The following is a 26,099-nucleotide window of genomic DNA, read 5'->3' as shown; positions in this document are numbered from 1 at the left end:
CATCGCTCAGCTCCTTGCGAGGGCCAGCACCGCGTAGTCGTGGCCGAGCTCGGCACACAGCGCCTCGACGACGAATTCGTGGTCCGCGCGCTGCGGCAGCCCCGACGCAGTGATCGAGCCGATCACGCCGGCACCGGCGACGGTCAACGGGAACGAGCCGCCGTGCGGCGAATATTCGGCGATCGGCAGCCCGTGCTTGTCGGCGAGCGTCGCGCCGGCCTGCTGCATGCGCAGGCCGATCGCATACGAGCTACGGCGGAAATGCGCAACGACGTTGCGCTTGCGGCGCACCCAGTCGGCATTGTCGGGCGTGGCGCCGGTGAGCGCCGCGTAGAACAGCGGCTGGCCGAACGTGACGATGTCGATCGCGATCGCATGGCCGCGCGACGTCGCGAGCGCGTGCATCCGGTTGCCGAGCGCCCACGCGCGGGCCGGGTCGAAATGGGGAAACACGAGCGCCTGTTCCTGCGCGCCGATCGATTGCAGATCGTGAGCGATGTCCATGAATCCGTCGATACAGTAGTGAGAGTTGCAACGGCGCCACTGCGATCGCGCACGGCCCCGCTGCCAAGGAAACGAAACAAACCGCTCGATTCTAGCGCACGCCCATGCCGTACCGTCCCTACAAGCGGCGACAAGAAATTGTCAGAAAGCGCTTGCACGCACTCGGGTTACTCCTTATAATTCATTTCTTCGACGGACGCGGGGTGGAGCAGTCTGGCAGCTCGTCGGGCTCATAACCCGAAGGTCGTAGGTTCAAATCCTACCCCCGCAACCAACGTCCAGAATGACGCAAAAAGCCCGGCCCAGCGCCGGGCTTTTTGTTTTCCCGTCGCACTCGCCGTCCCGCCTCGCGCACCCGCGCCCGCCACTTCGCGCGACACGCGGCCTGCACGCGCAGGCGTTCAAGAATGCCGCGCCCCGGTGATACACTCGCATCACCTCGTCCCTTCCACTCGACATGAAATTCTGCTCCGTCTGCGGTCACGAAGTCATCGCGCGCATTCCCCCGGGCGACAACCGCGAACGCTTCGTCTGCGATCACTGCGGCACGATCCACTACCAGAATCCGCGCAACGTCGTCGGCACGGTCCCGGTCTGGGGCGATCAGATCCTGCTGTGCCGCCGCGCGATCGAACCGCGCTACGGGTTCTGGACGCTGCCCGCGGGCTTCATGGAAATGGGCGAGACGACGGCTGAAGCCGCCGCACGCGAAACGCTCGAGGAAGCCGGCGCGCGCGTCGAGGTGCAGAACCTGTTCACGCTGCTCAACGTGCCGCACGTGCATCAGGTCCACCTGTTCTACCTCGCGCGGCTCACCGATCCGGGGTTCGAGGCCGGCGAGGAAAGCCTCGAAGTGAAGCTGTTCGACGAAGCCGACATCCCGTGGGACGAGATCGCGTTCCCGACCGTCAGCCAGACCCTGCGATTCTTCTTCGCCGATCGCGCCGCGGGCGACTACGGCGTGCACACTGGCGACATCTTCCGCTCGCTGCGCAACGGCTGAGCCCCCGCCCCATGGTCCCCTGGCTCGGCCCGGACGATCCGTTTCCGCCCATCGAACGCGCGCTCGGTCCCGCGACCGGCGCGCCAGGGCTCCTCGCCGCGAGCGCCGACCTGCTGCCGTCGCGCCTCATCGACGCGTACCGGCGCGGCATCTTCCCGTGGTATTCCGACGGCCAGCCCGTGCTGTGGTGGAGCCCCGACCCGCGCATGATCCTCGTGCCGGCCGAATTCAAGGTGTCGCCTTCGCTGCGCAAGACGCTGAAGCGCGTGTTGCGCGAGCCCGAATGGGAGGTGCGCGTCGACCACGACTTTCCGGGCGTGATGCGCGCGTGCGCACAGGCGCCGCGCCGCGGGCAGCGCGGCACGTGGATCACGGCCGAGATCATCGACGCGTACACGTCGCTCTACCGCTCCGGCAACGCGCACAGCATCGAGACGTGGCACGGCGGGCGACGCGTCGGCGGCCTGTACGGCGTGTCGTTCGGGCGGATGTTTTTCGGCGAGTCGATGTATGCGGACGCGACCGACGCATCGAAAATCGCGCTGGCCACGCTCGTCGCACACCTTCGCGAGCAGGGGCTGGAAATGATAGACTGCCAGCAGAATACGTCGCATCTAGCGTCGCTCGGCGGCCGCGAGATCGCACGCAAGGCCTTTGTCGCTCACGTGCGCAGCGCGGTAGCCGAACCGCCGATTCCGTGGGAATTCGACAAGCGCGTGCTCGCCGCGCTGACGGCCCGCACCGAACCGGCGGCCCCCTCCGGAATCGAACGCTAGCGCGGCACTCCTCCCCTGCATCGAGAGCTGCCCATGACTCACCCGACTGAGCTGCCGCTTTCACCGCTTTCGGCGTTGCAATTCTATGCAACGGCGCCCTATCCGTGCAGCTATCTGGACGGCCGCGTCGCGCGCTCGCAAGTCGCGACGCCGAGCCACCTGATCAATTCCGACATCTACACCGAGCTCGTCAAGGCCGGCTTCCGGCGCTCGGGCGTCTTCACATATCGCCCGTACTGCGACGGCTGCCGTGCCTGCGTGCCGGTGCGTGTGCCCGTCGACGCGTTCGCGCCGTCGCGCACGCAGCGCCGGATGTGGAAGCGGCACCGCGCGCTCGTCGCGACAGTTTCGCCGCTGCACTACGACGAAGAACACTACGCGCTGTACATGCGCTATCAGTCCGCCCGCCACGCGGGCGGCGGCATGGATCGCGACAGCCGCGACCAGTACGAGCAATTCCTGCTGCAGAGCCGGATCAATTCGCGCCTCGTCGAATTCCGCGACCTCGACGCCCCGGGCGGCGAGCCCGGAAAGCTGCGCATGGTCAGCATGATCGACATCCTCGGCGACGGGCTGTCGTCCGTCTACACGTTCTTCGAGCCCGACGACCAGCACACGAGCTACGGCACCTACAACATTCTGTGGCAGATCGAGCAGGCGAAAAGCCTCGGCCTGCCCTACGTGTACCTCGGCTACTGGATCCGCGAAAGCCCGAAGATGGCGTACAAGGCAAACTTCCACCCGCTCGAAGGGCTGATCGATGGCCGCTGGAAGATCCTCGATCCGGAACGGATCGACCTGCCGCCCGTCGACGCGGCGCTGGCCCGTGCGCCGTTGCCGGGCGGACATTCCGGCTCGGGTTGACGCGCGCCGCGGGGGCGACGAAGCGAAGCGCGCCCCTGCCGCTGAACTCCCGGTAAAATAGTGGGTTGTCATTCATTCCGGCTGCCCGCCCAATTCCCGTGTTCAGTTCCCTCTATCCGCTGGCCCGCGCATCCCTGTTCAAGATGGATGCGGAAGACGCTCACCACCTCACGCTGCGCGCGCTCGGCGCGGCCGGCCGCACGGGCCTTGCCTGCGCGCTGTCGGCCCGCGTGCCCGACGCGCCGCGCACCGTGATGGGGCTCACGTTCCGCAACCCGGTCGGCCTCGCGGCCGGCCTCGACAAGGACGGCGCGGCCATCGACGGCCTTGCGGCGCTCGGTTTCGGCTTCATCGAGGTCGGCACGGTCACGCCGCGCCCGCAGCCCGGCAACCCGCGCCCGCGGATGTTCCGCCTGCCGCAGGCCGACGCGCTGATCAACCGGATGGGCTTCAACAACCACGGCGTCGACCAGTTCGTGAAGAACGTCCAGGCCGCCCGCTATCGCGGCATCCTCGGCCTGAACATCGGCAAGAACGCCGATACGCCGATCGAGCGCGCCGCCGAGGACTACCTGTACTGCCTCGAGCGCGTGTACCCGTTCGCGAGCTACGTGACGATCAACATCTCGTCGCCGAACACGAAGAACCTGCGCCAGTTGCAGGGTGCGGGCGAGCTCGACGCGCTGCTCGCGGCGCTGAAGGACAAGCAGCAGCGCCTCGCCGACCTGCACGGCAAGCTCGTGCCGCTCGCCCTGAAGATCGCGCCCGATCTCGACGACGAACAGGTCAAGGAAATCGGCGATACGCTGCTGCGCCACAAGATCGAGGCGGTCATCGCGACCAACACGACGCTGTCGCGCGCGGCCGTCCAGGGCCTGCCGCATGCGGACGAAGCCGGCGGCCTGTCGGGCCGCCCCGTGTTCAAGGCGTCGAACGAAGTGATCCGCAAGCTGCACGCCGAAGTCGGCAGCGAAGTGCCGATCATCGGCGTCGGCGGCATTTTCTCGGGCGAGGATGCCCGTGAAAAGCTCGCGGCCGGCGCGGCGCTCGTGCAGCTCTATACGGGGTTCATCTACCGCGGCCCTTCGCTCGTCGCGGAATGCGTGAAGGCCGTCGCCCGCGAACGCACCGCGTAATATAGGCATAAACAAACGGTATTTAGCGGTCGATTGCATTTTTGCTATCATCGGCCCCGTTATCAGAATCAATGACCCGGACAGGGCAAGGAAACACACGATGAAGATTGCGCTGCTGAAGAAGCTGCTGGTTGCCGGCCTGATCGGCACGTCGTTCGCTGCCGCCACCGCGCATGCGGCCGACCTCCTCGACCAGGTGAAACAACGCGGCACGCTGCGGGTCGGCCTCGAAGGCACGTTCCCGCCGTTCAACTCGAAGAATCCGCAAGGCGAACTCGTCGGCTTCGACGTCGACATTGCGAAGGCCGTGGCCGCGAAGCTCGGCGTGAAGGCCGAATTCGTGACGACCGAATGGAGCGGCATCATCGCGGGCCTGCAGGCCGGCAAGTTCGATGTGATCGCCAACCAGGTCGGCATCACCGACAAGCGCAAGGAAACGCTCGACTTCTCGCCCGCGTACACGTACTCGTCCGCGCAACTGATCCAGCGCAACGACGACACGCGCCAGTTCAAGTCGCTTGAAGACCTGAAAGGCAAGAAGCTCGGCGTCGCGCTCGGCACGAACTACATGGACATGGCAAAGTCGGTGCCCGGCATCGACGTGAAGACGTACCCGGGCGCGCCCGAGTACCTGCGCGACCTCGCGGCCGGCCGTCTCGACGCGGCGCTCAACGACCGCCTGATGCTCGCGTACCTGACCAAGAACTCGCAGTTGCCGCTGCGCCCGGGTGCGAACGTCGGCTCGGCGAACCCGTCGGGCATCCCGTTCAAGAAGGGCAACCCGAAGTTCCAGAAGGCGATCGACGACGCGATGGCACAACTCGAAGCGGACGGCACCTTCACGAAGATCTCGGACAAGTGGTTCGGCATCGACGTGACGAAGCCGATCAAGTAAGCACGCCTGCATTTCCCGCCTGACGGCGGGCCGGAAAGGGCGGCATCCGTCACGATGCCGCCCTTTGTTTTGTTCGTCCGGTTTATGATTGCGCTTTCGCGCACGCCTTCGATTCGCATTCCATGTCGACAACGTCCCTGCTCGTCCAATCGCTGCCGGTGCTCGCCCAGGGCGCCGTTCTGACCGTCAAGTTCGCCGTGCTGTCGATGGTGTTCGGCCTGCTTGGCGCCGTCGTGCTCGCGATGATGGGCATCCGGCAAAGCGAAGCGCTCGACGGCTTCGAACGCATCTGGGTCAACGCGCTCGCGTGGCTGGCACGCGCGTACGTGAGCCTGATGCGCGGCACGCCGCTGCTCGTGCAGATCTTCGTCATCTACTACGGGCTGCCGAGCCTCGGCATCTCGCTCGACCCGACGCCCGCCGGCGTCATCGCGCTGTCCGCGAACGTCGCGGCCTACATGTCGGAAAGCATGCGCGGCGCAATCAACGGGATCGCGCGCGGCCAATGGCTCGCCGCGTACAGCCTCGGGCTGTCGTGGGGACAGACGCTGCGCTACGTGATCGGCCCGCAGGCGCTGCGCATCGCGGTACCGAGCCTGTCGAACAGCCTGATCAGCCTGATCAAGGACACGTCGCTCGTGTCCGTGATCACCGTGACCGAACTGCTGCGCAGCGCGCAGGAAGTGATCGCGGCGACCTATCAACCGCTGCCGCTCTATCTTGCCGCCGCGGCCGTGTACTGGATCCTGTGCCAGATCCTCGAATGGGTGCAGCGCTGGTACGAAAAACGCCTGTCGCTGCCGTCGCGGCACTGAGCGCACGCCGTCCGCCGGGCCGCACGCGCGCGCCCGGCACCCTTCTTCCCGCTTATTCCCCCAAATAGCGCACACCGAGCGCCGCTCGCGCGGCATCGGTCATCGCGATCATCCGCCGCGAATGGTCGTGCGTCATGATCGGACTTTCGGTCTTGCCCGCGCGCAGCAGGTCGCAGAAATGCGCGGTCTCGTAGTTCAGCCCGCCGCCGTCGACCGGCGCATCGAGTTCGACGGTGCGCCCGTCCGCGTAGCGGATCGTCGCACGCGCGGGGTTCCACCACTTCTCGTGGATCGTCACGTGGCCGCCGGCCGCGGCGATCAGCGCGTCGCCACGCCCCATCACGTCGAGCCCGCAAAAGAGCTGCGCGATCCCGCCGTTCGCATGCACGCTGTTCAGACTCGCGAACAGGTCGACACCCGTCGCGCCGACGCGGCCGAGCGTCTGCACGTCGAGCGCCGCGCCTAGCCAGTCGACCGCGAGAAAAGCCTCGTAGATCCCGATATCGAGCAGCGCGCCGCCCGCGCGATCGAGGCGATAGACGGAGTGGTCGTCCGGGACCGACGACGATGCACACCCTGCCCGCACGAGCCGGATCTCGCCGATCGGATCGTCATGCAGATGCGCGCGCAACTGACGGTACAGCGGAAAGAACGGAGGCTTCATCGCCTCCATGAAAAGCCGCCCGGCGTCGCATGCCGCACGCAGCACCGTGTCGAGCTGCGCCGCGTTCAGCGTCGCGGGCTTTTCGCACAGCACGGCCTTGCCCGCAGCAAGCGCGGCCAGCGTGTACTGCGCGTGAGTGTCATGGAGCGTCGCGATGTAGACCGCGTCGATATCGCTCGCGAGGAGTGCTTCGAGGCTTGCAGCAGGCGTACCACCGTATGCGCCGCAAAAGTCTGCCGTGGCATCGGCGCGGCGGGCCCAGGCACCGGAGAGCGTGGCTCCCGGCACGTGTGCGAGGCTTTGCGCGAAACGGCGCGCGATGCTGCCTGCACCGACGATGCCGAAGCGCACCGGGTGAGGGTCGTTGTCGTTCATCCTGATCTTCCGTGTCGGTCGTATGACGATGGCCGGCACGCTGCCGGCTGGCCGTCATGATAAACGGCCCGGCGGCACACGGATGAGCGACAAACGCAGCGTCAGGCGCGCATGGGTACGTCGACGGAGAAATCGCGCGAGATCTCGTCGGCGCTGAAATCGATCAGCGCGAGCGAAGCGGCTTCGGCTTCGCGCGGGTCGCGCCGCTCGATCGCGTCGACCACACGCGCATGCGCCTTCACCACGATGTCGTGCGCACCTTCCTTCTGCACGACACGCGGATTCACGAGACGCACCGCACCGCGCACGATCGCCGCCATCTGCTGGAAAAACTGGTTGCCGCTCGCCTGGACGATCCGCGTGTGCAGCAACTCGTCTGCAGTGTCGTAGCCAGGGTCTCCCGGCTGCAGCACCTTGAACGCATCGAACGCTTCGCGGATACCCGCGATGTCGGCAGCCGTTGCACGCACTGCCGCCTGCGCGGTCGCACGCGGTTCGATCAGCATCCGGAATTCGATGACATCGCGCATGAACTGCGGATCGGGTTTCGCCCGGAATCGCCAGCTCACCACGTCTTCGTCGATCATCCGCCAGTCACGCATCGGCCGCACGCGCGTGCCGACTTTCGGACGCACGTCGAGCATGTCGCGCGCAAGCAACATCGACAATGCTTCCCGCATCACGGTGCGACTCACATCGAACTCTTTCGACAGCACGTCCTGCGGCGGCAAGATGCCGCCGTACTTGTCCTCGACGATACCCGAGACAAGCCCATCCATCACTTTGGCGACCAGTGACCGGTCTTTGCCCTGCTCCATGACACCTCCCCGTGCGTCGATTTGCGAACACCTGCTCCGCAGTTCCGCCGGCCCTGGTTACGACTGTTCTTATGATCTATAAGTTGATGAGTTCGAGGACATTTCGCTATCTGGTAAACACCTGACAGGGTTATCCCTCTTTTTGTCGGGGTGATTTATACGGCTAAAAATAAGGCCCGGGAAGCGCATTGCGCCTGCCGGGCCCCGATTTCCACAAGATTTAAACATTCAGTCCATTACGGTATATGACACGTCATTACGGACTGCTTGTCATGCCTTTCAATTAACCGAATAGACGATCGTTTCAACGCCGTTTTCCGTGCCGAGCAAGCACAGATTCGCGCCGCGCTCGGCGAACAGGCCGACCGTCACGACGCCCGGCCATGCGTTCACCTGCGCTTCGAAGCCGCGCGGATCGGCGATCTGCAGCCCCTTCACGTCGATGATCTCGTTGCCGTTGTCGGTGATGTACGGCGCACCGTCCTTCGTCACGCGCAGCACAGGCACGCCGCCCAGGGCAGTCACGCGCCGGCCGATCGCCGTGCGCGCCATCGGCACGACCTCGATCGGCAGCGGGAACGCGCCGAGCACCGGCACGCGCTTGCTGGCGTCGGCGATGCAGACGAACGTGTCCGCCACCGACGCGACGATCTTCTCGCGCGTGAGCGCGCCACCGCCGCCCTTGATCATCGCGCCGCTCGCGTCGATCTCGTCGGCGCCATCGACGTACACCTGCAGCGAGTCGACCTCGTTCAGGTCGAACACCTTGATGCCGTGCGACTTCAGGCGCTCGGTCGTGGCGACGGAGCTCGACACGGCGCCGCGATAGCGCGCCTTGACGACGGCGAGCGCGTCGATGAAGCAGTTGGCGGTCGAGCCGGTGCCGACGCCGATCACGGCGCCTTCCGGCACGTTCTGGATCACGTAATCAGCGGCGGCCTGGCCGACGAGGCGTTTGAGTTCGTCTTGAGTCATGGAGTGGTAATGCTGCGGGATTGCGGAAAACCGCCAGTTTACCGGACTCGGATGACGGCCCGCGTTTTTCGGTACGCCGTGCACTGTGGATTCAGGGTGCGCCCGCCGCAGGCGCGTCGTCCGCCGGTTGCGTGCCGGGGAAGTACTTGTCGAGCAGCGCCTGCGCGATCGCGTCGCTTTCGGCGTCCGGGTTGCCCGCGTAGTCGGACGGCCTGAAATGCATCTGGAACGCCGCGAACACGCGTCGCGTGCGTGCGTCGAGCACCCCATCGGTGGCCACGTCGTAACCGTAGCGCGCGAGCTTGATCTGCAGTTCGCGCACGTCGGCCGGCGCATGCGGATCACGACCGCCGAGCCGCGCGGTCACGGTCGCATCGTCCGGCCACGCGCCGACGCCGGCCTGGGCCAGCGCATGCCAGGGAAACAGCGGCCCCGGATCGATCTTGCGTTGCGGCGCGATGTCGCTGTGCCCGACCACGCGCGTCGGCGGAATCCCGTAGCGCGCGACGATGTCCTTCGACAGCCGGGTCAGCGCCGCGACCTGTTCGGGCGGATAGGGCTGCCAGGTGCGGTTCTGCGGATCGAGCGGCCCGCGGTTCACGTTCTCGATGCCGATCGACACCGCGTTCAGCTCGGTCGTGCCCTGCCACTCGCTGACGCCCGCGTGCCATGCACGCTCCGATTCCGGAACGAGCTGGTAGACGACCGGCATCCCGCGCTCGCTGCGCGGTTGCGGCGGGATGACGTAATGCACGCTGACCGAATCGCCCGTCAGTGTGCGCAGCGATTTCGCCTCGTCACTTTCGGTGTAATGCATCACGAGGAAGCGGATCCGCGAATCGGCGCCGCGCGCGTGCAAGCTCGTGTCGGCGTAGTAGGTGCCGCGTTCGACGAGCGACGGCGACGTGCAGGCGGCCAGCAGGCACAGCACGGCGCAGGATGCACCAACGCGAATCAGGGTCATCGGTTGCGAACTCCGGAGAGCCGCGTGCCGCATCGGATCGCGGCACGCGTCGTTCGGGTCATTCGAGGCCCGCGCAGGGCGCGCGGAACGGGCTGCGTCAGCCCTTCACGCGCCGCTGGCGCACGGCTTCGTACAGGCACACGCCGCTTGCGACCGACACATTCAGGCTTTCCACGCTGCCGGCCATCGGAATGCTCATCACTTCATCACAGGTGTCGCGCGTAAGCCGGCGCATGCCTTCGCCTTCCGCGCCCATCACGAGCGCGACGGGGCCGTCGAGCTTCGTTTCGTAGAGCGTTGCCGATGCCTCGTCCGACGTGCCGATGATCCACACGCCGGCGTCCTTCAGCTCGCGCAGGGCGCGGGCGAGGTTCGTCACCGTGATGTACGGCACCGTATCGGCCGCGCCGCTCGCGACCTTGGCCGCGGTTGCGTTCAGGCCGACAGCACGGTCGCGCGGCGCGATCACCGCGTGCGCGCCAGCCGAATCGGCAACACGCAGGCACGCGCCGAGGTTGTGCGGATCGGTGACACCGTCGAGCACCAGCAGCAGCGCCGGGCCCTGGATGCCGTCGAGCAGCTCCGACAGGTTCTGCGCGAGCGGGATGTCCTCGACACGCGCGACGACGCCCTGGTGACGCTCGGTATGGGCGAGGCCCCACAGGCGCGTTTCGTCGGCCGCGATCAGCCGCACGCCCGCTTCCTTCGCGGTGTGCAGGAAGTCCTGCATGCGGCGGTCGCGGCGCGTCTGGTCGTACAGCACCTCCGCAACCGTCGATGCATCGTGCCGCAAACGTGCGGTCACCGCATGAAAACCGTAAAGAACCTTCAGACGTGACATGACTGGAACAACCTTCGATCAAACATGCGGCCGCGCGACGCGCGCAGCCGCGATCCATGGAAAAGGAAAGCGCCGCGTTGCCGGCTGATGACCGGTAACGCGGCGTCTCTCGATACTGCAGGGCGGACGCTGACGCCGCCCCGAATGCTCAATACTTCTTGCGGGCGCGCGTCTTTTTCGCGGCCGGCTTCGCCGCCGCGCCGCCGCTTGCGCCCTTCTTCTTCGCGGCGGCACGCGCGGCGCGCGCTTCCTTCACCGCGACGCTCGGCGCGCTCGCGGCCTTCTTGCGACGCAGTGCAGGCTCCTCCGCCTGCGGCAGCGCGCGTACGCGCGGGCCGTTGCCGTTGCCGCGGTCGACAGCGCCGCCAGCGGAAGCCGGCGCGGGCGAAGGACGCGGCACCTTCACCGGCGTATCGCGCACGAGACGGAAGTCGATCTTGCGTGCATCGAGATCGACGCGGCTCACCTGCACGCGCACGCGATCCGACAGGCGATAGCGGATGCCCGTGCGTTCGCCGCGCAGCTCGTTCTTGATCTCGTCGTACTGGAAGTAGTCCGAGCCAAGTTCCGTGACGTGCACGAGCCCTTCGATGAAGAGCGTGTCGAGCTGCACGAAGATGCCGAACGACGTGACGCCGTTCACCATCCCGCCGTATTCCTCGCCGAGCTTGTCGCGCATGAAATAGCACTTCAGCCATGCCTCGACATCGCGCGACGCTTCGTCCGCGCGTCGCTCGTTCGCCGAGCAGTGCAGTCCGAGTTCTTCCCAGATCGCCGTGTTGTTCGAGCGCGAGCGGCCGCGCGCTTCGTCGTCGGCCTGCTGCATCGCACGGGCACGCGGCGACAGCGCGGTGTTCAGCTCGAAGCCATCCGGTGCCTTCGGCACATACTTCTTGCCCGACAGGATCGCGTAGATCGCGCGGTGCGTGAGCAGGTCCGGATAACGGCGGATCGGGCTCGTGAAGTGCGCGTACGCCTCGTACGCCAGACCGAAGTGACCGATGTTGTCCGGGCTGTAGACGGCCTGCTGCATCGAGCGCAGCAGCATCGGCTGCAGCATCTGCGCATCGGGCCGGTCGCGGATCTGCGCCATCAGCGCCGCGTAGTCGCTCGCATGCGGCTTGTCGCCGCCGCCGAGCGACAGGCCCATGCCGCGCAGGAACGCGCGCAGGTTCTCGAGCTTCTCCGGCGTCGGCCCCGCGTGCACGCGGTACAGGCCCGGATGCTTGTTACGCTTCAGGAAGTCGGCCGCGCAGACGTTCGCGGCCAGCATGCATTCCTCGATCAGCTTGTGCGCATCGTTACGCTGGCGCGGCACGATCTGCTCGATCTTGCCCTGCGAGTTGCAGACGATGTAGGTCTCGGTCGTGTCGAAGTCGATCGCGCCACGCTTCTGCCGCGCGGCGAACAGCGACTTGTAGACGCCGTACAGGTCCTGCAGGTGCGGCAGCAGGTCCGCGCGGCGCGCAGCCTCCGGCCCCTTCGTGTTCGACAGCACGGCGGCGACTTCGGTGTACGTGAGGCGCGCAGCCGAATGGATGACGGCCGGATAGAACTGGTACGCCTTGATCTCGCCGCGCGCGGTGATCACCATGTCACACGCGAGCACGCAGCGGTCGACATGCGGATTCAGCGAGCACAGGCCGTTCGACAGCTTCTCCGGCAGCATCGGAATCACGCGGCGCGGGAAGTAGACCGACGTGCTGCGCTCGAGCGCATCGGCATCGAGCCCGCTGCCCGGCTGTACGTAGTGCGATACATCGGCGATCGCGACGATCAGCCGGTAGCCGTCGCCACGGCCGACCTTGACCGGCTCGCAGTAGACGGCGTCGTCGAAGTCGCGGGCGTCCTCGCCGTCGATCGTCACGAGCGGCACATCGCGCAGGTCGACGCGGAAACGCAGGTCGGTCGGCCGCACCTTGTCGGGCAGCGCGGCCGCTTCGTCGAGCGCCGGCTGGCTGAACTCGTGCGGCACGCCGTACTTGCGCACCGCGATTTCAATTTCCATGCCCGGATCGTCGATGTCACCGAGCACCTCGACGACACGGCCGAGCGGCTGCGAATGGCGGCTCGGGAAATCGGTCAGCTCGACGACGACGACCTGCCCGACCTTCGCCTTCTTCACGTTCTGCGTGATCAGGATGTCATGGCCGATGCGCTTGTCTTCCGGTGCGACGATCAGCGCGCCGTTCTCGTTGAGCAGGCGACCGATCACGCGCTTGTTCGCGCGCTCGGTGACTTCGACGACATGCCCTTCCGGGCGGCCGCGGCGATCGTAGCCGACGATCCGCGCGAGCACGCGATCGTTGTGCATCACCTTCTGCATTTCGCCGTTCGGCAGGAACAGGTCGTCCTGGCCGTCGTCGCGGATGACGAACCCGTAGCCGTCGCGATGCCCCTGCACGCGCCCGGCGACGAAATTCGACGGATGGGTCAACTGGTAATGGCCGCGCTTGTCGAGGCGAATCTGGCCGTCGCGTTCCATCGCGGCGACACGCCGGAAGAACCCCTCGCGCTCCTGACGCTTGATCGACAGTGCTTCTGCGATGTCGTTGGCGGCCAGCGGCGCGTCGCTCGTACGCAGCACGCCGAGAATTTCTTCACGGCTCGGAATGGGGTACGGATATTTGCTCAAGGGTTTGTCGATGGTTGTTCTCGTTGCGTTGATTGATGGTGCACGGCATCAACATAGAGGTGTCCTTCAGACAGTTCTATATTGACGGCGGCGGGTCATTCTATCATCCGCCTGTGTCACCAAAAGACCGGAATGCCGCCAGCAGGCGCGGCGGCGCCCGGTTTGCGATGCATCGCAAAAAAGTGTTGACACGAATAATTGGGGCGCTATAATTTCGCTTCTTTGCAGCAAGCAGCTACTGCAAAACGTGCCCAGGTGGCGGAATTGGTAGACGCACTAGGTTCAGGTCCTAGCGGTGGCAACATCGTGGAGGTTCGAGTCCTCTCCTGGGCACCATCTGTATTCAAAAAGGTCGGCTTCTAGCCGGCCTTTTTTCATTTCCGGCGCGAATGAACGGCGCTTGGCTTGCTCGCCGATGAGTTCGTCAAACTCGGCCTTCGAAAATTTCCGCAAGCGGGCGTTGAGCACCTTCGGCGCAATCTCCGGAATCTGCACGGCAACCGCCGACCCCGCTTCGGTCAGCGCGAGGTTCACCACCCGCCGATCGCTCACGCTACGCGACCGCTCGACGAGCCCCTTCCCCTTCAGCTTGTCGAGCGAACGCGTCATCAGCTCGGTGTCGACGCCGAGCAGCTTCGACAATTCGAAAGGCGTCGCCGAACTGCCGGCGCGCAGGGACAGCAGGACACCCATTTGCTGCCCCGTGATATCGAGATCCCTCAACGCCGCATCCATCTCGGACGTGATCAGATTGCGTGCCTTCACGAGCACGAACCCCGCCCTCTCAGTTTCAGATCCTGTTTGACCAGCTGTCGCAGGCGGCCACATGGCTGCGCGACCACCCGCAGGAGGCCGCGAATACACTCGCGCCGATCTGCGGGCTCGACGCGACGACGAACGCGCGCCGCAGTTACGTCGTCCGCGCAGTGTCGCGCGAAACTTTGGCGAGCAGCAGAAGATCGCCGACACGTTCGTCACCGCCGGACTGCTGCCGGCCCGCGTCGACACGAGCCAGGGGCCCAGCGCTGGAATTTCCCCGCGAAACGTGCTGATCCAACGGGCGCGCGAGAATCTGTCGCGCGAGGGGTAATATTTTTATCGCCTTGAATGAAATTGTGTTGACAGACTCTGCCAACACGCTAAAATAGCGGTCTTCGCACTGCAGTAATAAGCGAAACGTGCCCAGGTGGCGGAATTGGTAGACGCACTAGGTTCAGGTCCTAGCGGTGGCAACATCGTGGAGGTTCGAGTCCTCTCCTGGGCACCATCTGTATTCAAAAAGGTCGGCTTCTAGCCGACCTTTTTTCATTTCCGGCCCAGGAAGCAACGCGCCTACTCGCTTTGCGCAAGGTCTCGGAAGGCTGCGCCTGCAAGTGAAACCGAGGTCGCGCATGCATGACCGCCCCTCCTGACCACCATCTGCTGTCAAAAGCGGCCTGCTTCCAGTCGATCTCTCTTCATTCCCGACTGCGGAATTGATGTGCTCACGTACGCAACCGGAATCGCAAATTCGACGGTGCACGTCGGCGACCGCGACGTTTGCGCACCCCGCCCGATGCCCCGAACAAGCCCGCCCAATTATTTTCGTTCGCGACCTCAAATTCTGTTGACAGCCACGCAATACACGCTATAATTTCGCTTCTTTGCAGCAAGCAGCTACTGCAAAACGTGCCCAGGTGGCGGAATTGGTAGACGCACTAGGTTCAGGTCCTAGCGGTGGCAACATCGTGGAGGTTCGAGTCCTCTCCTGGGCACCATCTGTATTCAAAAAGGTCGGCTTCTAGCCGGCCTTTTTTCATTTCCGGCTACGCCCCCATCCCGAGAGCAAACCAGTCGCTTCGGTTTGCGCGGCCAGCGCTGGCGAGCCCGTAAGGGCACGCGGCAAACCCGGCGACAACCCATCGCTCCGGGTTCGGATTACCCCACAAGCCACCCTTGGCTTGGTTTCCTCGATCTCCGCGCCCTATCCCCGATTCCGGACACCCCGCACCAGCATCCCCGCCTCCACCACAAACCGGGATTTCCCTAAGCTGACATTCCGCCGCTCACGCGGTTAAATAAATCAACGTGATTTATTTAATGCGCCGCCGAACGGCGCACCATGGAAGGAGACGCCATGAGAAGCCCGCACTTCGGCCAGGGAAGCAACTCGGCCAACGTGCGCCGTTACAACGAGCGCCTGCTGCTGAAGACGCTGCGTCGCGCGGGCAGCGCGTCGAAGGCTGACCTCGCCCGCCTTGCGAACATGACGGGAACGGCGGTCGGCAGCATCATCACGTCGCTCGCCGGCGCGAAGCTGATCGAATTCGCGGGCCGCACCGAAGGCCAGCGCGGCCAGCCGGCCTCGCTGATCCGCCTCGATCCGCGCGGCGCGTTCGGCATCGGCGTCCATCTCGACCGCATGCGCATCGAAACGGCACTCGTCAACTTCGCGGGCGACGTGCTCGGCCGACGCTCGCACGATACGCTGCTGCCGCCGCCCGCCGACGTGCTCGAGATCGTCCGCCACGACATCGACGCAATGCAGGCCCTGCTCCCCGACCACGAGCGCGCGCGCCTGACCGGCATCGGCGTCGCGCAGCCCTACAACCTCGGCGCGTGGATGCGCGAACTCGGCCTCGCACCCGACACGTTCCGCGCGTGGGAAGACGTCGATTTCGCGGCCGACCTCGGTCGCACGCAATCGCTGCCCGTCTTCGGCGAAAACGACGGCAACGCGGCCGCGATCGCCGAACTGTTCTACGGATACGGCCGGCAGTGCGACGACTTCGTCTACCTGTTCATCGGGCCGGCAATCGGCGGCGGCATCGCGATCGATGGCGACTGCCTGCGCGGGGTGACCGGCAATGCGGGCGACATCGCCGTGATTCCCGTGCCGCCGAGCCGGCTGGCTTCCGCACCGCCGCCGCGCGGCCCGTGGGACATCCTGCTCGCGCGCGCATCGCTGCATGCGCTGGTGCGCCACCTGCGCCATCACGGCGAGACGGTCGACAACCGGGCCGATCTCGAAGCGTGCATCGCCCGCGGCCTGCCGGCCGTCGACGAATGGATCGACGATTGCGTCGACGCGCTGGCACCGGCACTGCGCGCAATGCTGTGCGTGATCGATGCGCCGGTGGTCGTGCTCGACGCCGATACCGACGCGGGCCTGCTCGACGCGGTCACGGCGCGCCTGCGCGCAGCACTCGTGGCCACCGCGCCCGAAGCGCGCGGCACGCCGGTACTCGTGCGCGGCACGTTCGGCGCCGACGCCGGTGCGATCGGCGCGGCCACGCTGCCGATGTTCTTCAACTTCTCTCCGCGGGCCGGCATTCTCAAGGGCGCCCGCACCGACTCGCAGGAGGTCAACCATGTCGCGATCTGAGTCGCCCCGCCCGCTGCTCGAGATGCGCGGGATCAGCAAGACGTTCCCGGCCGTGCGCGCGCTCGACAACGTCAGCCTGACCGCCTATCCCGGCGAGATCCATTCGCTGATGGGTGAAAACGGCGCCGGCAAATCGACGCTGATGAAAATCCTGTCGGGCGCATACCGCGCCGACGCCGGCGGCGAGATCCTGATCGACGGCGCCCGCATCGATATCGACGGCCCGCTTGCCGCGCGCGATGCGGGCGTCGCGGTGATCTACCAGGAACTGTGCCTGTCGCCGAATCTGACCGTCGCGGAAAACATCTACATCGGTCGCGAACTGCGGCGCGGCAACCGGCGCTGGGGCACGATCGACCGCGCGGCGATGGCGCGCGGCTGCGAGGACGTGCTCGCGCGCCTGGGCGCATCGTTCGGGCCCGACACGCTCGTCGATACGCTGTCGATCGCGGAGCAGCAGCTCGTCGAGATCGCACGCGCCGTGCACACCCGTGCGCGCATCCTCGTGATGGACGAACCGACCACGCCGCTGTCGTCGCGCGAAACCGAGCACCTGTTCCGGCTGATCCGCCAGTTGCGCGAGGAGGGTCTCGCGATCATCTACATCAGCCACCGGATGGCGGAGATCTACGAACTGTCCGACCGGGTGTCGGTGCTGCGCGACGGCACGTACGTCGGCACGCTCGAACGCGCATCGCTGTCGGCCGAGCGTCTCGTCACCATGATGGTCGGCCGCGACATCTCCGGCTTCTACAAGAAGGAACACGCGCCGTACGACCCCGGCCACCTGCTGCTGTCGGTACGCGACATCGCCGACGGCTCGCGTGTGCGCGGCTGCAGCCTCGACCTGCACGCGGGCGAAGTGCTTGGCATCGCGGGGCTCGTCGGCGCAGGCCGCACCGAACTCGCGCGCCTGATCTTCGGCGCCGAGCCGCGCGTGCGCGGCGATGTGAAGGTGGGCGAGCGCACGTTCGGCGCGCACTCGCCGCGCGACGCGATCGATGCCGGCCTCGTCTACCTGACCGAAGACCGCAAGCGCCAGGGCCTGTTCCTCGACATGAGCGTGCGCGACAACATCAACATCTCGGTCTGCAACCGCGATGCGCGGCTCGGCGCACTCGACCTCGCGCGCGGCGCCGAACGCGCGCGCGACGCCATCACGTCGCTGTCGATCCGCGTTCCCCACGCGAACGTCAACGTCGGCGCGCTGTCCGGCGGCAACCAGCAGAAGGTGCTGTTGTCGCGGCTGCTCGAGACGAAGCCGCGCGTGCTGATCCTCGACGAACCGACGCGCGGCGTCGACATCGGCGCGAAATCCGAGATCTACCGGATCATCAACGAACTGGCCCGGGCCGGCGTGGGTGTCATCGTGATCTCGAGCGAACTGCCGGAGATCATCGGTGTCGCCGATCGCGTGCTCGTGATGCGCGAAGGCGAAATCGCCGGAGAACTCGGCGGCTACACGCAGACGCCCATCACGCAGGAAGCCATCATCGCGCTCGCCACCGGGTCGCAAGCCGAACTCGCCGACGCGCACTGAGCCTCGTCCATTTCATTCCCTTCTTACATTCAGGTTACCGAAATGATCAACCCGACCAAGCAGCGGAACCTCGCTTCCGCGACGGCCCACCCGGTCGCCAACCGTACGCCCCTGATGCGCGGCGCCGATCATCGCGCCCGCATGCAGTCGCTGATCCGCACCGCCGGCATGCTGCCGGTGCTGCTCGTGCTGTGCATCGGCTTCGGCTTCCTGACCGACGGTTTCTTCACGCTGCAGAACCTGTCGATCGTCACGCAGCAGGCGTCGATCAACATCGTGCTCGCCGCCGGCATGACCTTCGTGATCCTGACAGGCGGCATCGACCTGTCGGTCGGCTCGGTGCTGGCTGCCGCCGCCGTCGCGGCGCTGCTCGCGTCGACCATCCCGGGCTGGGGCTGGCTCGGCGTGCCGTTCGCGCTCTTCGTCGGCCTCGTGTTCGGCGCGATCAACGGCGGCCTGATCTCGTTCCTGCGCCTGCCGCCGTTCATCGTCACGCTCGGCGCGATGACGGCCGTGCGCGGCGTCGCGCGCCTGATCGGCAACGACACGACCGTGTTCAATCCGCAGTTGCCGTTCGCGTTCATCGGCAACGGCACGATCCTCGGCGTGCCGTGGCTCGTCGTGATCGCGTGCGCGGTGATCGCGATTTCGTGGTTCATCCTGCGCCGCACGGTGCTCGGAATGCGCATCTATTCGGTCGGAGGCAACCCGGAAGCCGCCCGCCTGTCGGGCATCAACGTGCGTGCGATCCAGCTGTTCGTGTATGCGGCGTCGGGCCTGCTCGCCGGCCTCGGTGCGGTGATGTCGGCCGCGCGGCTCTACGCGGCCAATGGCCTGCAGCTCGGCCAGTCGTACGAACTCGACGCGATCGCCGCGGTGATCCTCGGCGGCACGAGCTTCGTCGGCGGCGTCGGCTCGATCGTCGGCACGTTGATCGGTGCGCTGATCATCGCGGTGCTGACGAACGGCCTCGTGCTGCTCGGCGTGTCCGACATCTGGCAGTACATCATCAAGGGGCTCGTGATCATCGGCGCCGTCGCGCTCGACCGCTACCGCCAGCGCGATTCGGCGCGTACCTGAGCGCCTTCACGTCCATTCAACCTTGCGGCGCAGGCCGATCCCTGCGCCCGCTCGACAAGCAACTTCACGGAGACACAACGACATGTTCAAGCACAAAGCCGCCCTCACCGCCGTCGCCTGCGCACTCGCCTTCGGCACTTCCGTCGCGCACGCGGCCGACAAGCCGCTCAAATCGATCGGCGTCACGGTCGGGTCGCTCGGCAACCCGTACTTCGTCACGATCGTCAAGGGCGCCGAGGCGCGCGCCAAACAGATCAACCCGAATGCGAAAGTCACGGCCGTGTCGGCCGATTACGACCTGAACAAGCAGTTCACGCAGATCGACAACTTCATCTCCGCGCACGTCGACATGATCCTGCTCAACGCAACCGATCCGAAGGCGATCGAGCCGGCGGTGAAGAAGGCGCAGGCAGCCGGCATCACGGTCGTTGCGGTCGACGTCGCGGCCGCCGGCGCGAACGCGACCGTGCAGACCAACAACGTGAAGGCCGGCGAGCTGGCATGCGACTACATCGCGAAGAAACTCAACGGCAAGGGCAACGTGATCATCGAGAACGGCCCGCAAGTGTCGGCCGTGATCGATCGCGTCAACGGCTGCAAGACCGTGCTCGCGAAAAACGCCGGCATCAAGGTGCTGTCGAGCGACCAGGACGGCAAGGGCTCGCGTGAAGGCGGGATGAATGCGATGCAGGGCTACCTGACGCGTTTTCCGAAGCTCGATGCGGTATTCACGATCAACGACCCGCAGGCGATCGGCAGCGATCTCGCCGCGAAACAGCTGAACCGCCCGGGCATCGTGATCACGTCGGTCGACGGTGCGCCCGATATCGAGGTCGCGCTCAAGTCGAATACGCTCGTGCAGGCGTCGTCGAGCCAGGATCCGTGGGCGATGGCGCAGCAGGCCGTCAACGTCGGCTACGGCATCATGAACGGCCAGAAGCCGGCCAACCCGATGATCCTGATCGAACCGACGCTCATCACGCGCGACAACGTGAAGACCTACAAGGGCTGGAGCGCGCCGCGCTGATCGCGCCGCCCGTCCACCCGCGCAACCGGGCAGTGTCGGCTGCATCGCAACGTGCGACGGCCCGCACTGCCCGCCTTTTCAGATCAATCGCTGCATGGCCGCGCACAACGCCGCGGCACAAGGTTTCGACATGACGACGACGTTTCCCCGCCTGATCGTATTCGGCGAAGCATTGACCGATTTCATCCGCGACGACGCGCAGCACTGGCACAGCGTCGCCGGCGGCTCATGCTGGAACGTCGCGCGTGTCGGTGCGCGACTCGGCGTGCCGACGGCTTTCGCCGGCACGGTCAGCCGCGACACCTTCGGCGACGAGCTGATGCGCAAGAGCGCCGACGCCGGGCTCGACCTGCGCTTCATGCGGCAGGTCGATCGCGCGCCGCTGCTCGCGATGGTCGTGTCGAAGCAGCCGCCCCACTACTTCTTCATCGGCGAGAACAGCGCCGATCTCGCATTCGATCCGGCGGACCTGCCCGCCGGCGCACTCGACGCGACCGAGATCGTGCACGTCGGTTCACTCGGTGTCGTGCGCGAGCCGCTCGCATCGCGCCTGATTGAAGTTGCGCAAGCTGCGCGGGCGGCCGGCAAGCGGATCTCGTTCGACCCGAACTTTCGTGCGCCGATGGCCGCGCCGTCGTATCGCGACACGCTGCGCCGGCTGGCCGGGCTCGCCGACTGGATCAAGGTCTCCGACGAGGATCTGCGCGGGCTGTTTCCCGAACTCGATGAAGCCGCCGCGCTCGCGCAACTGCGGACGTGGGCGCCCGACGCGACGATGCTCGTCACGCGCGGCGCATCCGGCATGCAGCTCCTGCATCGCGACACCGTGCTGTTCCAGCCCGCGTTCCCGACCGAAGTGGCCGACACAGTCGGCTGCGGCGATGCGAGCATCGGCGGCTGGCTCGCCAGCCAGCTCGCGCGTCCCGATGCATCAGCCGCCGACCATCTGCGCTACGCAGCCGCGTGCGCGGCGGTCGCCTGTGAGCATGCCGGCGCCTATGCGCCGACGGCAGCCGAAGTGACCGGCATGATCGATCGCTCCGCCGGCGTCGTCGTTTCCCAATAACGCGCGCCGGCGCGCCGCCCCGTCACGCGGCGGTCGTGCCGGCGTCGCCGTCCGGCGGCATCCCGGCCTGCAGCAGTTGCAGGCTCTCGTCGACGCTCAGTTCCGACATTGCGTCGTCGCGCAGCGTATCGTCGGCCGCGCGGCGCAACGCGTGCAGCGCGTGCACCTTGAGCCGCACGATCGCGAGCCGCAACCCGCGCGCCGTGCATTCGGCCGCGAACGTGCGCAACGATTCGATCGTCGTGCTGTCGATATCCGGCGTTTCCTCGAGGCTCAGCATCACGGTATGTGCATCCGGCACGGCCTTCATCAACGCACGCACGCGGTTCAGCATCCGGTCCGCATTCGCGAAGAACAGTTGCGCCTCGGGTCGCACGATCAGCACGCCCGGCACCGGCTTCGCGTCGGCATGGCTCGCCACGTCGACGAAATCATGACTGTCGCGCAACCTGCCGAGCACGCTGACGTTCGGCTCGGACAGCTTGCGCAGCGTCAGCAGCAGGCTCACGCCGATGGCCGCGAGCAGCCCGTGCAGCACGCCGAGCACGAGCACCGCGAGCAGCGCGGCGATCACGACGAGCCGGTCGCGATGCCAGGCCCAGTACGGCCGGAATACCGACGGATGCAGCGAGTGGCTGACAGCAAATATCACGATCGCCGCGAGCACGGGCTCCGGCGTGCGCGCGAGCTGCGGCAGCAGCAGCCAGACGATCAGCGCAACCACGCCCGCCGCCCACAGGCCGGCAAAGCGCGATTGCGCGCCGGCCGCTTCGTTCGCCGAGGTCGCCGAATAGCCGGCGCCGACCGGCATCCCGTGCAGCAGGCCCGACACGAGATTCGCGCAGCCGAGCGCGACAAGGTCGCGGTTCGGCGATACGCTGTCGCCATGCTTCAGCGCGAAGTTGCGGATCGATCCGTACGATTCCGCGTACAGGATCAGCATCAGCGCGAACGCAAGCTCGATGGTCTGCATCCACGCGTTGCGGTCGAGGGTCGGCAGGCCGAACTCGAGATGCTTGAAATCGATATGGCCGACGATCGCGATCCCGTATCGCTGCCAGTCGATCGCGTAGCCGGCCGCGATCGACAGCACGATCACGACGAGCGTCGCGGGCACGCGCGAGCTCCGCCCGAGCGCGAACAGCAACGCCAGTGCGATCGCACCGAGCACGACGCTCGCGAGATTCGCATGCGGCGCACCGGTGATCAGGTCGAGCGCGACATGCGGCGCATCGCTGTGCTGCACGGAGATCGCGAGAATCTTCGGCAACTGCTTGATGACGATCGTCAACGCAAGGCCGAACGTGAAGCCGCGCAGCACCGGCCGCGCGACGAAGTCCGACATGCCGCCGAGGCGCGCGGCACCCGCCAGGATGAACAGCACGCCCGTCATCGCGACGAGCGCCGCGGCGAGCGCGAGCTGCGCGGCGAGCGCCATCCCCGACTCCGCCAGCACGGTCGCCGCGAGCACGGCGGCCGACGAGGACGTCGACGACACGATCGCGAAGCGGCTGCTGCCGGTGAGCGCATAGACGACGAGCCCCGACAGCAATGCGATGAGACCGGCCTGCGGCGGCAGGTTCGCCAGCCCCGCGTACGCGACCGCCTCGGGGATCAGCAGGCCCGCGATCGACAGGCCGGCCAGCGCATCGAGGCCGATGCGTCGCGTGGGCGGCGGCGAGGCCGCGTCGAGCGCGGCGAAATGGTCGGCATGCTGCGGGCCGGCATCGGGGCGGATCGGGGCGGTCGTCATGAGCGGGTCAGGGCTTGACGGCGATGACGCCCGACCAGCCCGGGAGATAGCGTGCGTCCTGCTCATGCGCGCGATGCAGTGCGATGTCGAGCGCCTTCGCAAAGTTCTTGCGGATCTGGTCGAGCGACACGTGCTGGCGCAGGTAGTCGGCCCACAGGAATTCGCTGAACGGCGTCGCGTCCTTCGCATAGCCGCCTGCCGTGCGCAGCTCGCCGGCGAGACTGCGGTAAGGATCGTCCACGAGCCCCGTCAGCGCCTTCGGCAGATTCGCGTAGTCACGGCGCGTGCCGTCCGCGCCGAACGGATGCACCCACTGGTTGTGCTCCATCATCCGCCAGAAGATCGTGTGGTCGAGCCACGACAGATCCTTCAGCAGCATCGCGTTCACGCGCGCCTCGCCCTCCTCGATCAGCGCGAGGCCGAGGTGGTGGTGATCGGTGATGTAGTGCAGCCCATCCGGGCCGAGCACCGTCGGGAACCAGTGCGATTCGATCGCGGTCTTGCGCGCGCGCTTGCTGAGCGCCTTCCAGTGCTTGCGCTTCGCCTTGACTTCGCGATAACCAACCGTCATCTGCGTGGGACGCAGTTCTTCCAGCTTGACGGGAATCAGGTGAACATCGTTGCCGAGCGTCATGGTCGTACCCCATGTTGCGAAATTCCGGCAACGATACTCCTGATCCTGCGAGCCGTTAATACGTCATGACCTCGATACGCATCCGGTTAACGATCTCTGACAACCGCCTACGCCCGTGCGGCGCCGCGCTACGCACGCAGATCGTTGCGTTCGAGACGATGTCGAATGTAAGGAATACCATCGTGCACGACGCTCACGCGACGCATCCCGAGCTTGCGCGCGACATTCAGCGAGCCGCTGTTGGCCTCCGCGATATCGGCGATCACGCGTGGCAGATGCACGGTGTCGAAGGCGTGGCGCACGACCGCCGCCGCCGCTTCGCTCGCGATGCCACGCCCCCATGCCGCCCGCACCAGCCGCCAGCCGATCTCGACGTCGCGTGCGCCGCCCGCATAGTCGGGAATCAGCAGGATCCAGCCGATGAACGCATCGGGCGCGGCCTTCTCGAAGATCGACCAGTAGCCGAGGCCCGGCGGATAGTCGCGCGTGATCCGGTGCGTGACGAAGCGCCGATGCTCGACGGGATCGTGCCACGGGCCCGCGATGTGCCGCGTGACCTCGGGATCGCGATCCATCGCCACGCACGCATCGAGGTCGGCCAGCACACGCGGACGCAGCCACAGCCGGGCAGTTTCGAGCACGGGCAGCGTGGCGGCGGAACGTTCGGTCATCGGGACTCCTGATTCGGTGACGATGCGCATAGGGCACATTACAAAACAGATACAAACAGCCTTCCGGAATGATACAGACGCGTGCCGCCTGTTTCGTGCGACGGCGTTTCCCATTCCGAAACAGTTCATTTCCTAGGGATTATTCCTGATTCGACGTTATCGCGCCCCACATCGTCCGGCGCCGAGGCCTACACTCGATCAATGCCCCCCGCACCGCGCGCAAGCCGGCCGGCATCCGCATGCACATCATGAGCGCGCAAGCCAACGAGGAGATCTCGGACATGAGCTGGACCCGCGAACAACGCAACGTCACGATCGCCGCCTACCTCGGCTGGACACTCGATGCGTTCGATTTCTTCCTGATGGTCTTCGTGCTGAAGGACATCGCCGCCGAATTCGGATCGACAATTCCCGCCGTCGCGTTCGCGCTCACATTGACGCTCGCGATGCGCCCGCTCGGCGCACTGATCTTCGGCCGGCTCGCCGATCGCTTCGGCCGCCGCCCGACGCTGATGGTCAACATCGCGTGCTACTCGCTGCTCGAACTCGCATCGGGTTTCGCGCCGAGCCTGACCGCGCTGCTCGTGCTGCGCGCGTTGTTCGGCGTCGCGATGGGCGGCGAATGGGGTGTCGGCTCGGCACTGACGATGGAAACCGTCCCGACCCATGCGCGCGGCTTCGTGTCGGGGCTGCTGCAGGCCGGCTATCCGAGCGGCTACCTGCTTGCGTCCGTCGTGTTCGGCCTGTTCTACCAGTACATCGGCTGGCGCGGGATGTTCATGGTCGGCGTGCTGCCCGCGCTGCTCGTGCTGTACGTGCGTGCTCACGTGCCCGAATCGCCGGCGTGGAAACAGATGGAGAAGCGCCAGCGCCCGAGCCTTGGCGTCACGTTGCAGCAGAACTGGAAGCTCACGATCTACGCGATCGTGCTGATGACCGCGTTCAACTTCTTCTCGCACGGCACGCAGGATCTCTATCCGACGTTCCTGCGCGAACAGCATCACTTCGATCCGCATACCGTGTCGTGGATCACGATCGTGCTGAACATCGGCGCCATCGTCGGCGGCCTGTCGTTCGGCACGATCTCGGAGCGGATCGGCCGACGTCGGGCCATCTTCATCGCCGCGTTGATCGCCCTGCCCGTGCTGCCGCTGTGGGCGTTCTCGAGCGCCCCGGTTGCCCTCGCCGCGGGCGCGTTCCTGATGCAGATCTCGGTGCAGGGTGCGTGGGGCGTGATCCCGGTTCACCTGAACGAGATCTCGCCGGACGAGATCCGCGCGACCTTCCCCGGCGTCGTCTATCAGCTCGGCAACCTGCTCGCGTCGGGCAACGCGACGATGCAGGCGTCGCTCGCCGTTTCGAACCACAACAACTACAGCTTCGCACTCGCGCTCGTGGCCGGCATCGTGGCCGTCGTGATCGCCGTGCTGATCCTGTTCAGCCGCGAGCGGCGCGGCATCGACATGACGCAATCGGTCAATACGCGTAGCACGGTCGCCTGAACTCGCGCATTGCCGCACCGCATCATCGCGCGTGCCCCGTCCTGTCGAGGGCACGCACGATACTTTCCGCATCCGCACATCGAACTAGAGGAATTTGTCCAGATTCCCCGCTTGCCCGCTCCGTCCGCGATTTTTTATCTTAATAAAAACGACTGTTTGAATCAGACAAAAAATCACCAGTTCGCGGCCGGGCGACC

Annotated in this window: 22 protein-coding genes, 4 tRNA genes and 2 pseudogenes; 17 read left to right on the top strand and 11 right to left on the bottom strand. The window is 66.1% G+C overall.

Features of this window, described 5'->3' with window-relative positions; genetic code table 11:
- Window positions 1-6: 6 nt before the first annotated feature.
- Entirely contained in the window at window positions 7-504 is a 498-nt protein-coding gene (locus tag ACPTTC_RS08975) for a heme-degrading domain-containing protein (protein WP_423392233.1), read from the bottom strand.
- A gap of 197 nt (window positions 505-701) precedes the next feature.
- Here ACPTTC_RS08975 and ACPTTC_RS08970 point away from each other — a divergent pair.
- From ACPTTC_RS08970 to ACPTTC_RS08940, 7 genes are all read left to right on the top strand, one after another.
- Window positions 702-778 (top strand) — tRNA-Met (locus ACPTTC_RS08970).
- Window positions 779-961: 183 nt separating this feature from the next.
- Window positions 962-1,507: an NUDIX hydrolase gene (locus tag ACPTTC_RS08965; RefSeq protein WP_021161562.1), complete on the top strand. Its 546-nt coding sequence runs from the start codon at window positions 962-964 to the stop codon at window positions 1,505-1,507.
- Window positions 1,508-1,518: 11 nt separating this feature from the next.
- The gene (gene aat, locus ACPTTC_RS08960) at window positions 1,519-2,283 is read left to right on the top strand and encodes a leucyl/phenylalanyl-tRNA--protein transferase (protein WP_226201484.1); all 765 of its coding nucleotides are present in this window, start codon (window positions 1,519-1,521) and stop codon (window positions 2,281-2,283) included.
- A gap of 33 nt (window positions 2,284-2,316) precedes the next feature.
- Window positions 2,317-3,147: an arginyltransferase gene (locus ACPTTC_RS08955; RefSeq protein ID WP_175952908.1), complete on the top strand. Its 831-nt coding sequence runs from the start codon at window positions 2,317-2,319 to the stop codon at window positions 3,145-3,147.
- A gap of 98 nt (window positions 3,148-3,245) precedes the next feature.
- On the top strand, window positions 3,246-4,283 hold the full coding sequence (locus tag ACPTTC_RS08950) for a quinone-dependent dihydroorotate dehydrogenase (protein ID WP_175952909.1): 1,038 nt from the start codon (window positions 3,246-3,248) through the stop codon (window positions 4,281-4,283).
- Window positions 4,284-4,383: 100 nt separating this feature from the next.
- Complete coding sequence (locus ACPTTC_RS08945) at window positions 4,384-5,178, top strand: cystine ABC transporter substrate-binding protein (protein ID WP_011351851.1); 795 nt, start codon at window positions 4,384-4,386, stop codon at window positions 5,176-5,178.
- A gap of 122 nt (window positions 5,179-5,300) precedes the next feature.
- Entirely contained in the window at window positions 5,301-5,993 is a 693-nt protein-coding gene (locus tag ACPTTC_RS08940; protein WP_006484207.1) for an amino acid ABC transporter permease, read from the top strand.
- A 52-nt stretch (window positions 5,994-6,045) separates the two neighbouring features.
- Here the strand turns inward: ACPTTC_RS08940 and ACPTTC_RS08935 are convergent, their stop codons facing one another.
- The 6 genes from ACPTTC_RS08935 to rnr form a co-directional block, all read right to left on the bottom strand.
- A complete protein-coding gene (locus ACPTTC_RS08935) occupies window positions 6,046-7,032 on the bottom strand; it encodes a Gfo/Idh/MocA family protein (protein WP_423392232.1) in 987 nt (328 codons plus the stop codon).
- A gap of 101 nt (window positions 7,033-7,133) precedes the next feature.
- The gene (locus ACPTTC_RS08930) at window positions 7,134-7,850 is read right to left on the bottom strand and encodes a FadR/GntR family transcriptional regulator (protein WP_046545537.1); all 717 of its coding nucleotides are present in this window, start codon (window positions 7,848-7,850) and stop codon (window positions 7,134-7,136) included.
- Window positions 7,851-8,129: 279 nt separating this feature from the next.
- Window positions 8,130-8,825 (bottom strand): ribose-5-phosphate isomerase RpiA, encoded by a 696-nt coding sequence (gene rpiA / locus ACPTTC_RS08925; RefSeq protein WP_226201481.1) that lies wholly within the window; start codon window positions 8,823-8,825, stop codon window positions 8,130-8,132.
- Window positions 8,826-8,916: 91 nt separating this feature from the next.
- The gene (locus tag ACPTTC_RS08920) at window positions 8,917-9,789 is read right to left on the bottom strand and encodes an N-acetylmuramoyl-L-alanine amidase (RefSeq protein WP_423392231.1); all 873 of its coding nucleotides are present in this window, start codon (window positions 9,787-9,789) and stop codon (window positions 8,917-8,919) included.
- Window positions 9,790-9,886: 97 nt separating this feature from the next.
- Window positions 9,887-10,630, bottom strand: a complete 744-nt coding sequence (gene rlmB, locus ACPTTC_RS08915; RefSeq protein WP_039358863.1) for a 23S rRNA (guanosine(2251)-2'-O)-methyltransferase RlmB — start codon at window positions 10,628-10,630, stop codon at window positions 9,887-9,889.
- Between the two features lie 148 nt (window positions 10,631-10,778).
- Entirely contained in the window at window positions 10,779-13,265 is a 2,487-nt protein-coding gene (gene rnr, locus ACPTTC_RS08910) for a ribonuclease R (RefSeq protein WP_423392230.1), read from the bottom strand.
- 249 nt (window positions 13,266-13,514) lie between these two features.
- On the opposite strand from rnr, the gene ACPTTC_RS08905 reads away from it, so the two are divergent.
- Window positions 13,515-13,601, top strand: a tRNA-Leu gene (locus ACPTTC_RS08905).
- An 81-nt stretch (window positions 13,602-13,682) separates the two neighbouring features.
- On the opposite strand, the pseudogene ACPTTC_RS08900 reads toward ACPTTC_RS08905, so the two are convergent.
- A pseudogene (locus ACPTTC_RS08900) lies at window positions 13,683-14,093 on the bottom strand (MarR family winged helix-turn-helix transcriptional regulator); the annotation flags it as partial.
- Between ACPTTC_RS08900 and ACPTTC_RS08895 the strand changes: the two are divergent.
- The 8 genes and pseudogenes from ACPTTC_RS08895 to ACPTTC_RS08860 form a co-directional block, all read left to right on the top strand.
- Window positions 14,051-14,372 (top strand): annotated as a pseudogene (locus ACPTTC_RS08895) (hypothetical protein); the annotation flags it as partial. The pseudogenes ACPTTC_RS08900 and ACPTTC_RS08895 sit on opposite strands and share 43 nt — an antisense overlap.
- 73 nt (window positions 14,373-14,445) lie before the next feature.
- Window positions 14,446-14,532, top strand: a tRNA-Leu gene (locus ACPTTC_RS08890).
- Between the two features lie 403 nt (window positions 14,533-14,935).
- Window positions 14,936-15,022: transfer RNA gene (locus ACPTTC_RS08885), tRNA-Leu, on the top strand.
- Window positions 15,023-15,381: 359 nt separating this feature from the next.
- Window positions 15,382-16,629 carry an ROK family protein gene (locus ACPTTC_RS08880; protein WP_423392229.1) on the top strand — a complete coding sequence of 416 codons (1,248 nt, stop codon included), beginning with the start codon at window positions 15,382-15,384 and terminating at the stop codon, window positions 16,627-16,629.
- On the top strand, window positions 16,616-18,169 hold the full coding sequence (locus ACPTTC_RS08875) for a sugar ABC transporter ATP-binding protein (RefSeq protein WP_423392228.1): 1,554 nt from the start codon (window positions 16,616-16,618) through the stop codon (window positions 18,167-18,169). Before ACPTTC_RS08880 ends, ACPTTC_RS08875 begins: the two co-directional genes overlap by 14 nt.
- Before the next feature lie 42 nt (window positions 18,170-18,211).
- Complete coding sequence (locus tag ACPTTC_RS08870; protein WP_423392227.1) at window positions 18,212-19,249, top strand: ABC transporter permease subunit; 1,038 nt, start codon at window positions 18,212-18,214, stop codon at window positions 19,247-19,249.
- 82 nt (window positions 19,250-19,331) lie between these two features.
- On the top strand, window positions 19,332-20,276 hold the full coding sequence (locus tag ACPTTC_RS08865; protein WP_423392226.1) for an ABC transporter substrate-binding protein: 945 nt from the start codon (window positions 19,332-19,334) through the stop codon (window positions 20,274-20,276).
- A 130-nt stretch (window positions 20,277-20,406) separates the two neighbouring features.
- Window positions 20,407-21,342 (top strand): carbohydrate kinase family protein, encoded by a 936-nt coding sequence (locus ACPTTC_RS08860; RefSeq protein ID WP_175953098.1) that lies wholly within the window; start codon window positions 20,407-20,409, stop codon window positions 21,340-21,342.
- Between the two features lie 22 nt (window positions 21,343-21,364).
- On the opposite strand, the gene ACPTTC_RS08855 is transcribed toward ACPTTC_RS08860, so the two are convergent.
- The 3 genes from ACPTTC_RS08855 to ACPTTC_RS08845 all read right to left on the bottom strand — a co-directional run bounded on the left by ACPTTC_RS08855 (window position 21,365) and on the right by ACPTTC_RS08845 (window position 24,400).
- The gene (locus ACPTTC_RS08855; protein ID WP_423392225.1) at window positions 21,365-23,095 is read right to left on the bottom strand and encodes a SulP family inorganic anion transporter; all 1,731 of its coding nucleotides are present in this window, start codon (window positions 23,093-23,095) and stop codon (window positions 21,365-21,367) included.
- Window positions 23,096-23,102: 7 nt separating this feature from the next.
- A complete protein-coding gene (locus tag ACPTTC_RS08850; RefSeq protein ID WP_175970115.1) occupies window positions 23,103-23,729 on the bottom strand; it encodes a ParB-like protein in 627 nt (208 codons plus the stop codon).
- A 128-nt stretch (window positions 23,730-23,857) separates the two neighbouring features.
- Window positions 23,858-24,400 carry a GNAT family N-acetyltransferase gene (locus ACPTTC_RS08845; RefSeq protein WP_175970116.1) on the bottom strand — a complete coding sequence of 181 codons (543 nt, stop codon included), beginning with the start codon at window positions 24,398-24,400 and terminating at the stop codon, window positions 23,858-23,860.
- Between the two features lie 281 nt (window positions 24,401-24,681).
- Between ACPTTC_RS08845 and ACPTTC_RS08840 the strand changes: the two genes are divergently transcribed.
- Window positions 24,682-25,902 (top strand): MFS transporter, encoded by a 1,221-nt coding sequence (locus tag ACPTTC_RS08840; protein WP_423392224.1) that lies wholly within the window; start codon window positions 24,682-24,684, stop codon window positions 25,900-25,902.
- Window positions 25,903-26,099: the final 197 nt, after the last annotated feature.

Source organism: Burkholderia mycopellens (genome assembly GCF_964265025.1).
Classification (GTDB): Bacteria; Pseudomonadota; Gammaproteobacteria; order Burkholderiales; family Burkholderiaceae; genus Burkholderia.
Note: the sequence above shows the minus strand (reverse complement) of the source record. Positions and strands in the feature narration are given on the sequence as shown.

Bases quoted from the DNA above. Each gene is read 5' to 3' on its own strand.
- ACPTTC_RS08860 (WP_175953098.1), top strand. From the start codon at position 20,407: ATGACGACGACGTTTCCCCGCCTGATCGTATTCGGCGAAGCATTGACC.
- ACPTTC_RS08920 (WP_423392231.1), bottom strand. From the start codon at position 9,789: ATGACCCTGATTCGCGTTGGTGCATCCTGCGCCGTGCTGTGCCTGCTG.
- ACPTTC_RS08955 (WP_175952908.1), top strand. From the start codon at position 2,317: ATGACTCACCCGACTGAGCTGCCGCTTTCACCGCTTTCGGCGTTGCAA.
- ACPTTC_RS08850 (WP_175970115.1), bottom strand. From the start codon at position 23,729: ATGACGCTCGGCAACGATGTTCACCTGATTCCCGTCAAGCTGGAAGAA.
- ACPTTC_RS08935 (WP_423392232.1), bottom strand. From the start codon at position 7,032: ATGAACGACAACGACCCTCACCCGGTGCGCTTCGGCATCGTCGGTGCA.
- rlmB (WP_039358863.1), bottom strand. From the start codon at position 10,630: ATGTCACGTCTGAAGGTTCTTTACGGTTTTCATGCGGTGACCGCACGT.
- ACPTTC_RS08880 (WP_423392229.1), top strand. From the start codon at position 15,382: ATGAGAAGCCCGCACTTCGGCCAGGGAAGCAACTCGGCCAACGTGCGC.
- ACPTTC_RS08945 (WP_011351851.1), top strand. From the start codon at position 4,384: ATGAAGATTGCGCTGCTGAAGAAGCTGCTGGTTGCCGGCCTGATCGGC.
- ACPTTC_RS08930 (WP_046545537.1), bottom strand. From the start codon at position 7,850: ATGGAGCAGGGCAAAGACCGGTCACTGGTCGCCAAAGTGATGGATGGG.
- ACPTTC_RS08865 (WP_423392226.1), top strand. From the start codon at position 19,332: ATGTTCAAGCACAAAGCCGCCCTCACCGCCGTCGCCTGCGCACTCGCC.
- rpiA (WP_226201481.1), bottom strand. From the start codon at position 8,825: ATGACTCAAGACGAACTCAAACGCCTCGTCGGCCAGGCCGCCGCTGAT.
- ACPTTC_RS08975 (WP_423392233.1), bottom strand. From the start codon at position 504: ATGGACATCGCTCACGATCTGCAATCGATCGGCGCGCAGGAACAGGCG.
- ACPTTC_RS08845 (WP_175970116.1), bottom strand. From the start codon at position 24,400: ATGACCGAACGTTCCGCCGCCACGCTGCCCGTGCTCGAAACTGCCCGG.
- ACPTTC_RS08875 (WP_423392228.1), top strand. From the start codon at position 16,616: ATGTCGCGATCTGAGTCGCCCCGCCCGCTGCTCGAGATGCGCGGGATC.
- ACPTTC_RS08940 (WP_006484207.1), top strand. From the start codon at position 5,301: ATGTCGACAACGTCCCTGCTCGTCCAATCGCTGCCGGTGCTCGCCCAG.
- ACPTTC_RS08840 (WP_423392224.1), top strand. From the start codon at position 24,682: ATGAGCTGGACCCGCGAACAACGCAACGTCACGATCGCCGCCTACCTC.
- ACPTTC_RS08870 (WP_423392227.1), top strand. From the start codon at position 18,212: ATGATCAACCCGACCAAGCAGCGGAACCTCGCTTCCGCGACGGCCCAC.
- aat (WP_226201484.1), top strand. From the start codon at position 1,519: ATGGTCCCCTGGCTCGGCCCGGACGATCCGTTTCCGCCCATCGAACGC.
- ACPTTC_RS08965 (WP_021161562.1), top strand. From the start codon at position 962: ATGAAATTCTGCTCCGTCTGCGGTCACGAAGTCATCGCGCGCATTCCC.
- ACPTTC_RS08855 (WP_423392225.1), bottom strand. From the start codon at position 23,095: ATGACGACCGCCCCGATCCGCCCCGATGCCGGCCCGCAGCATGCCGAC.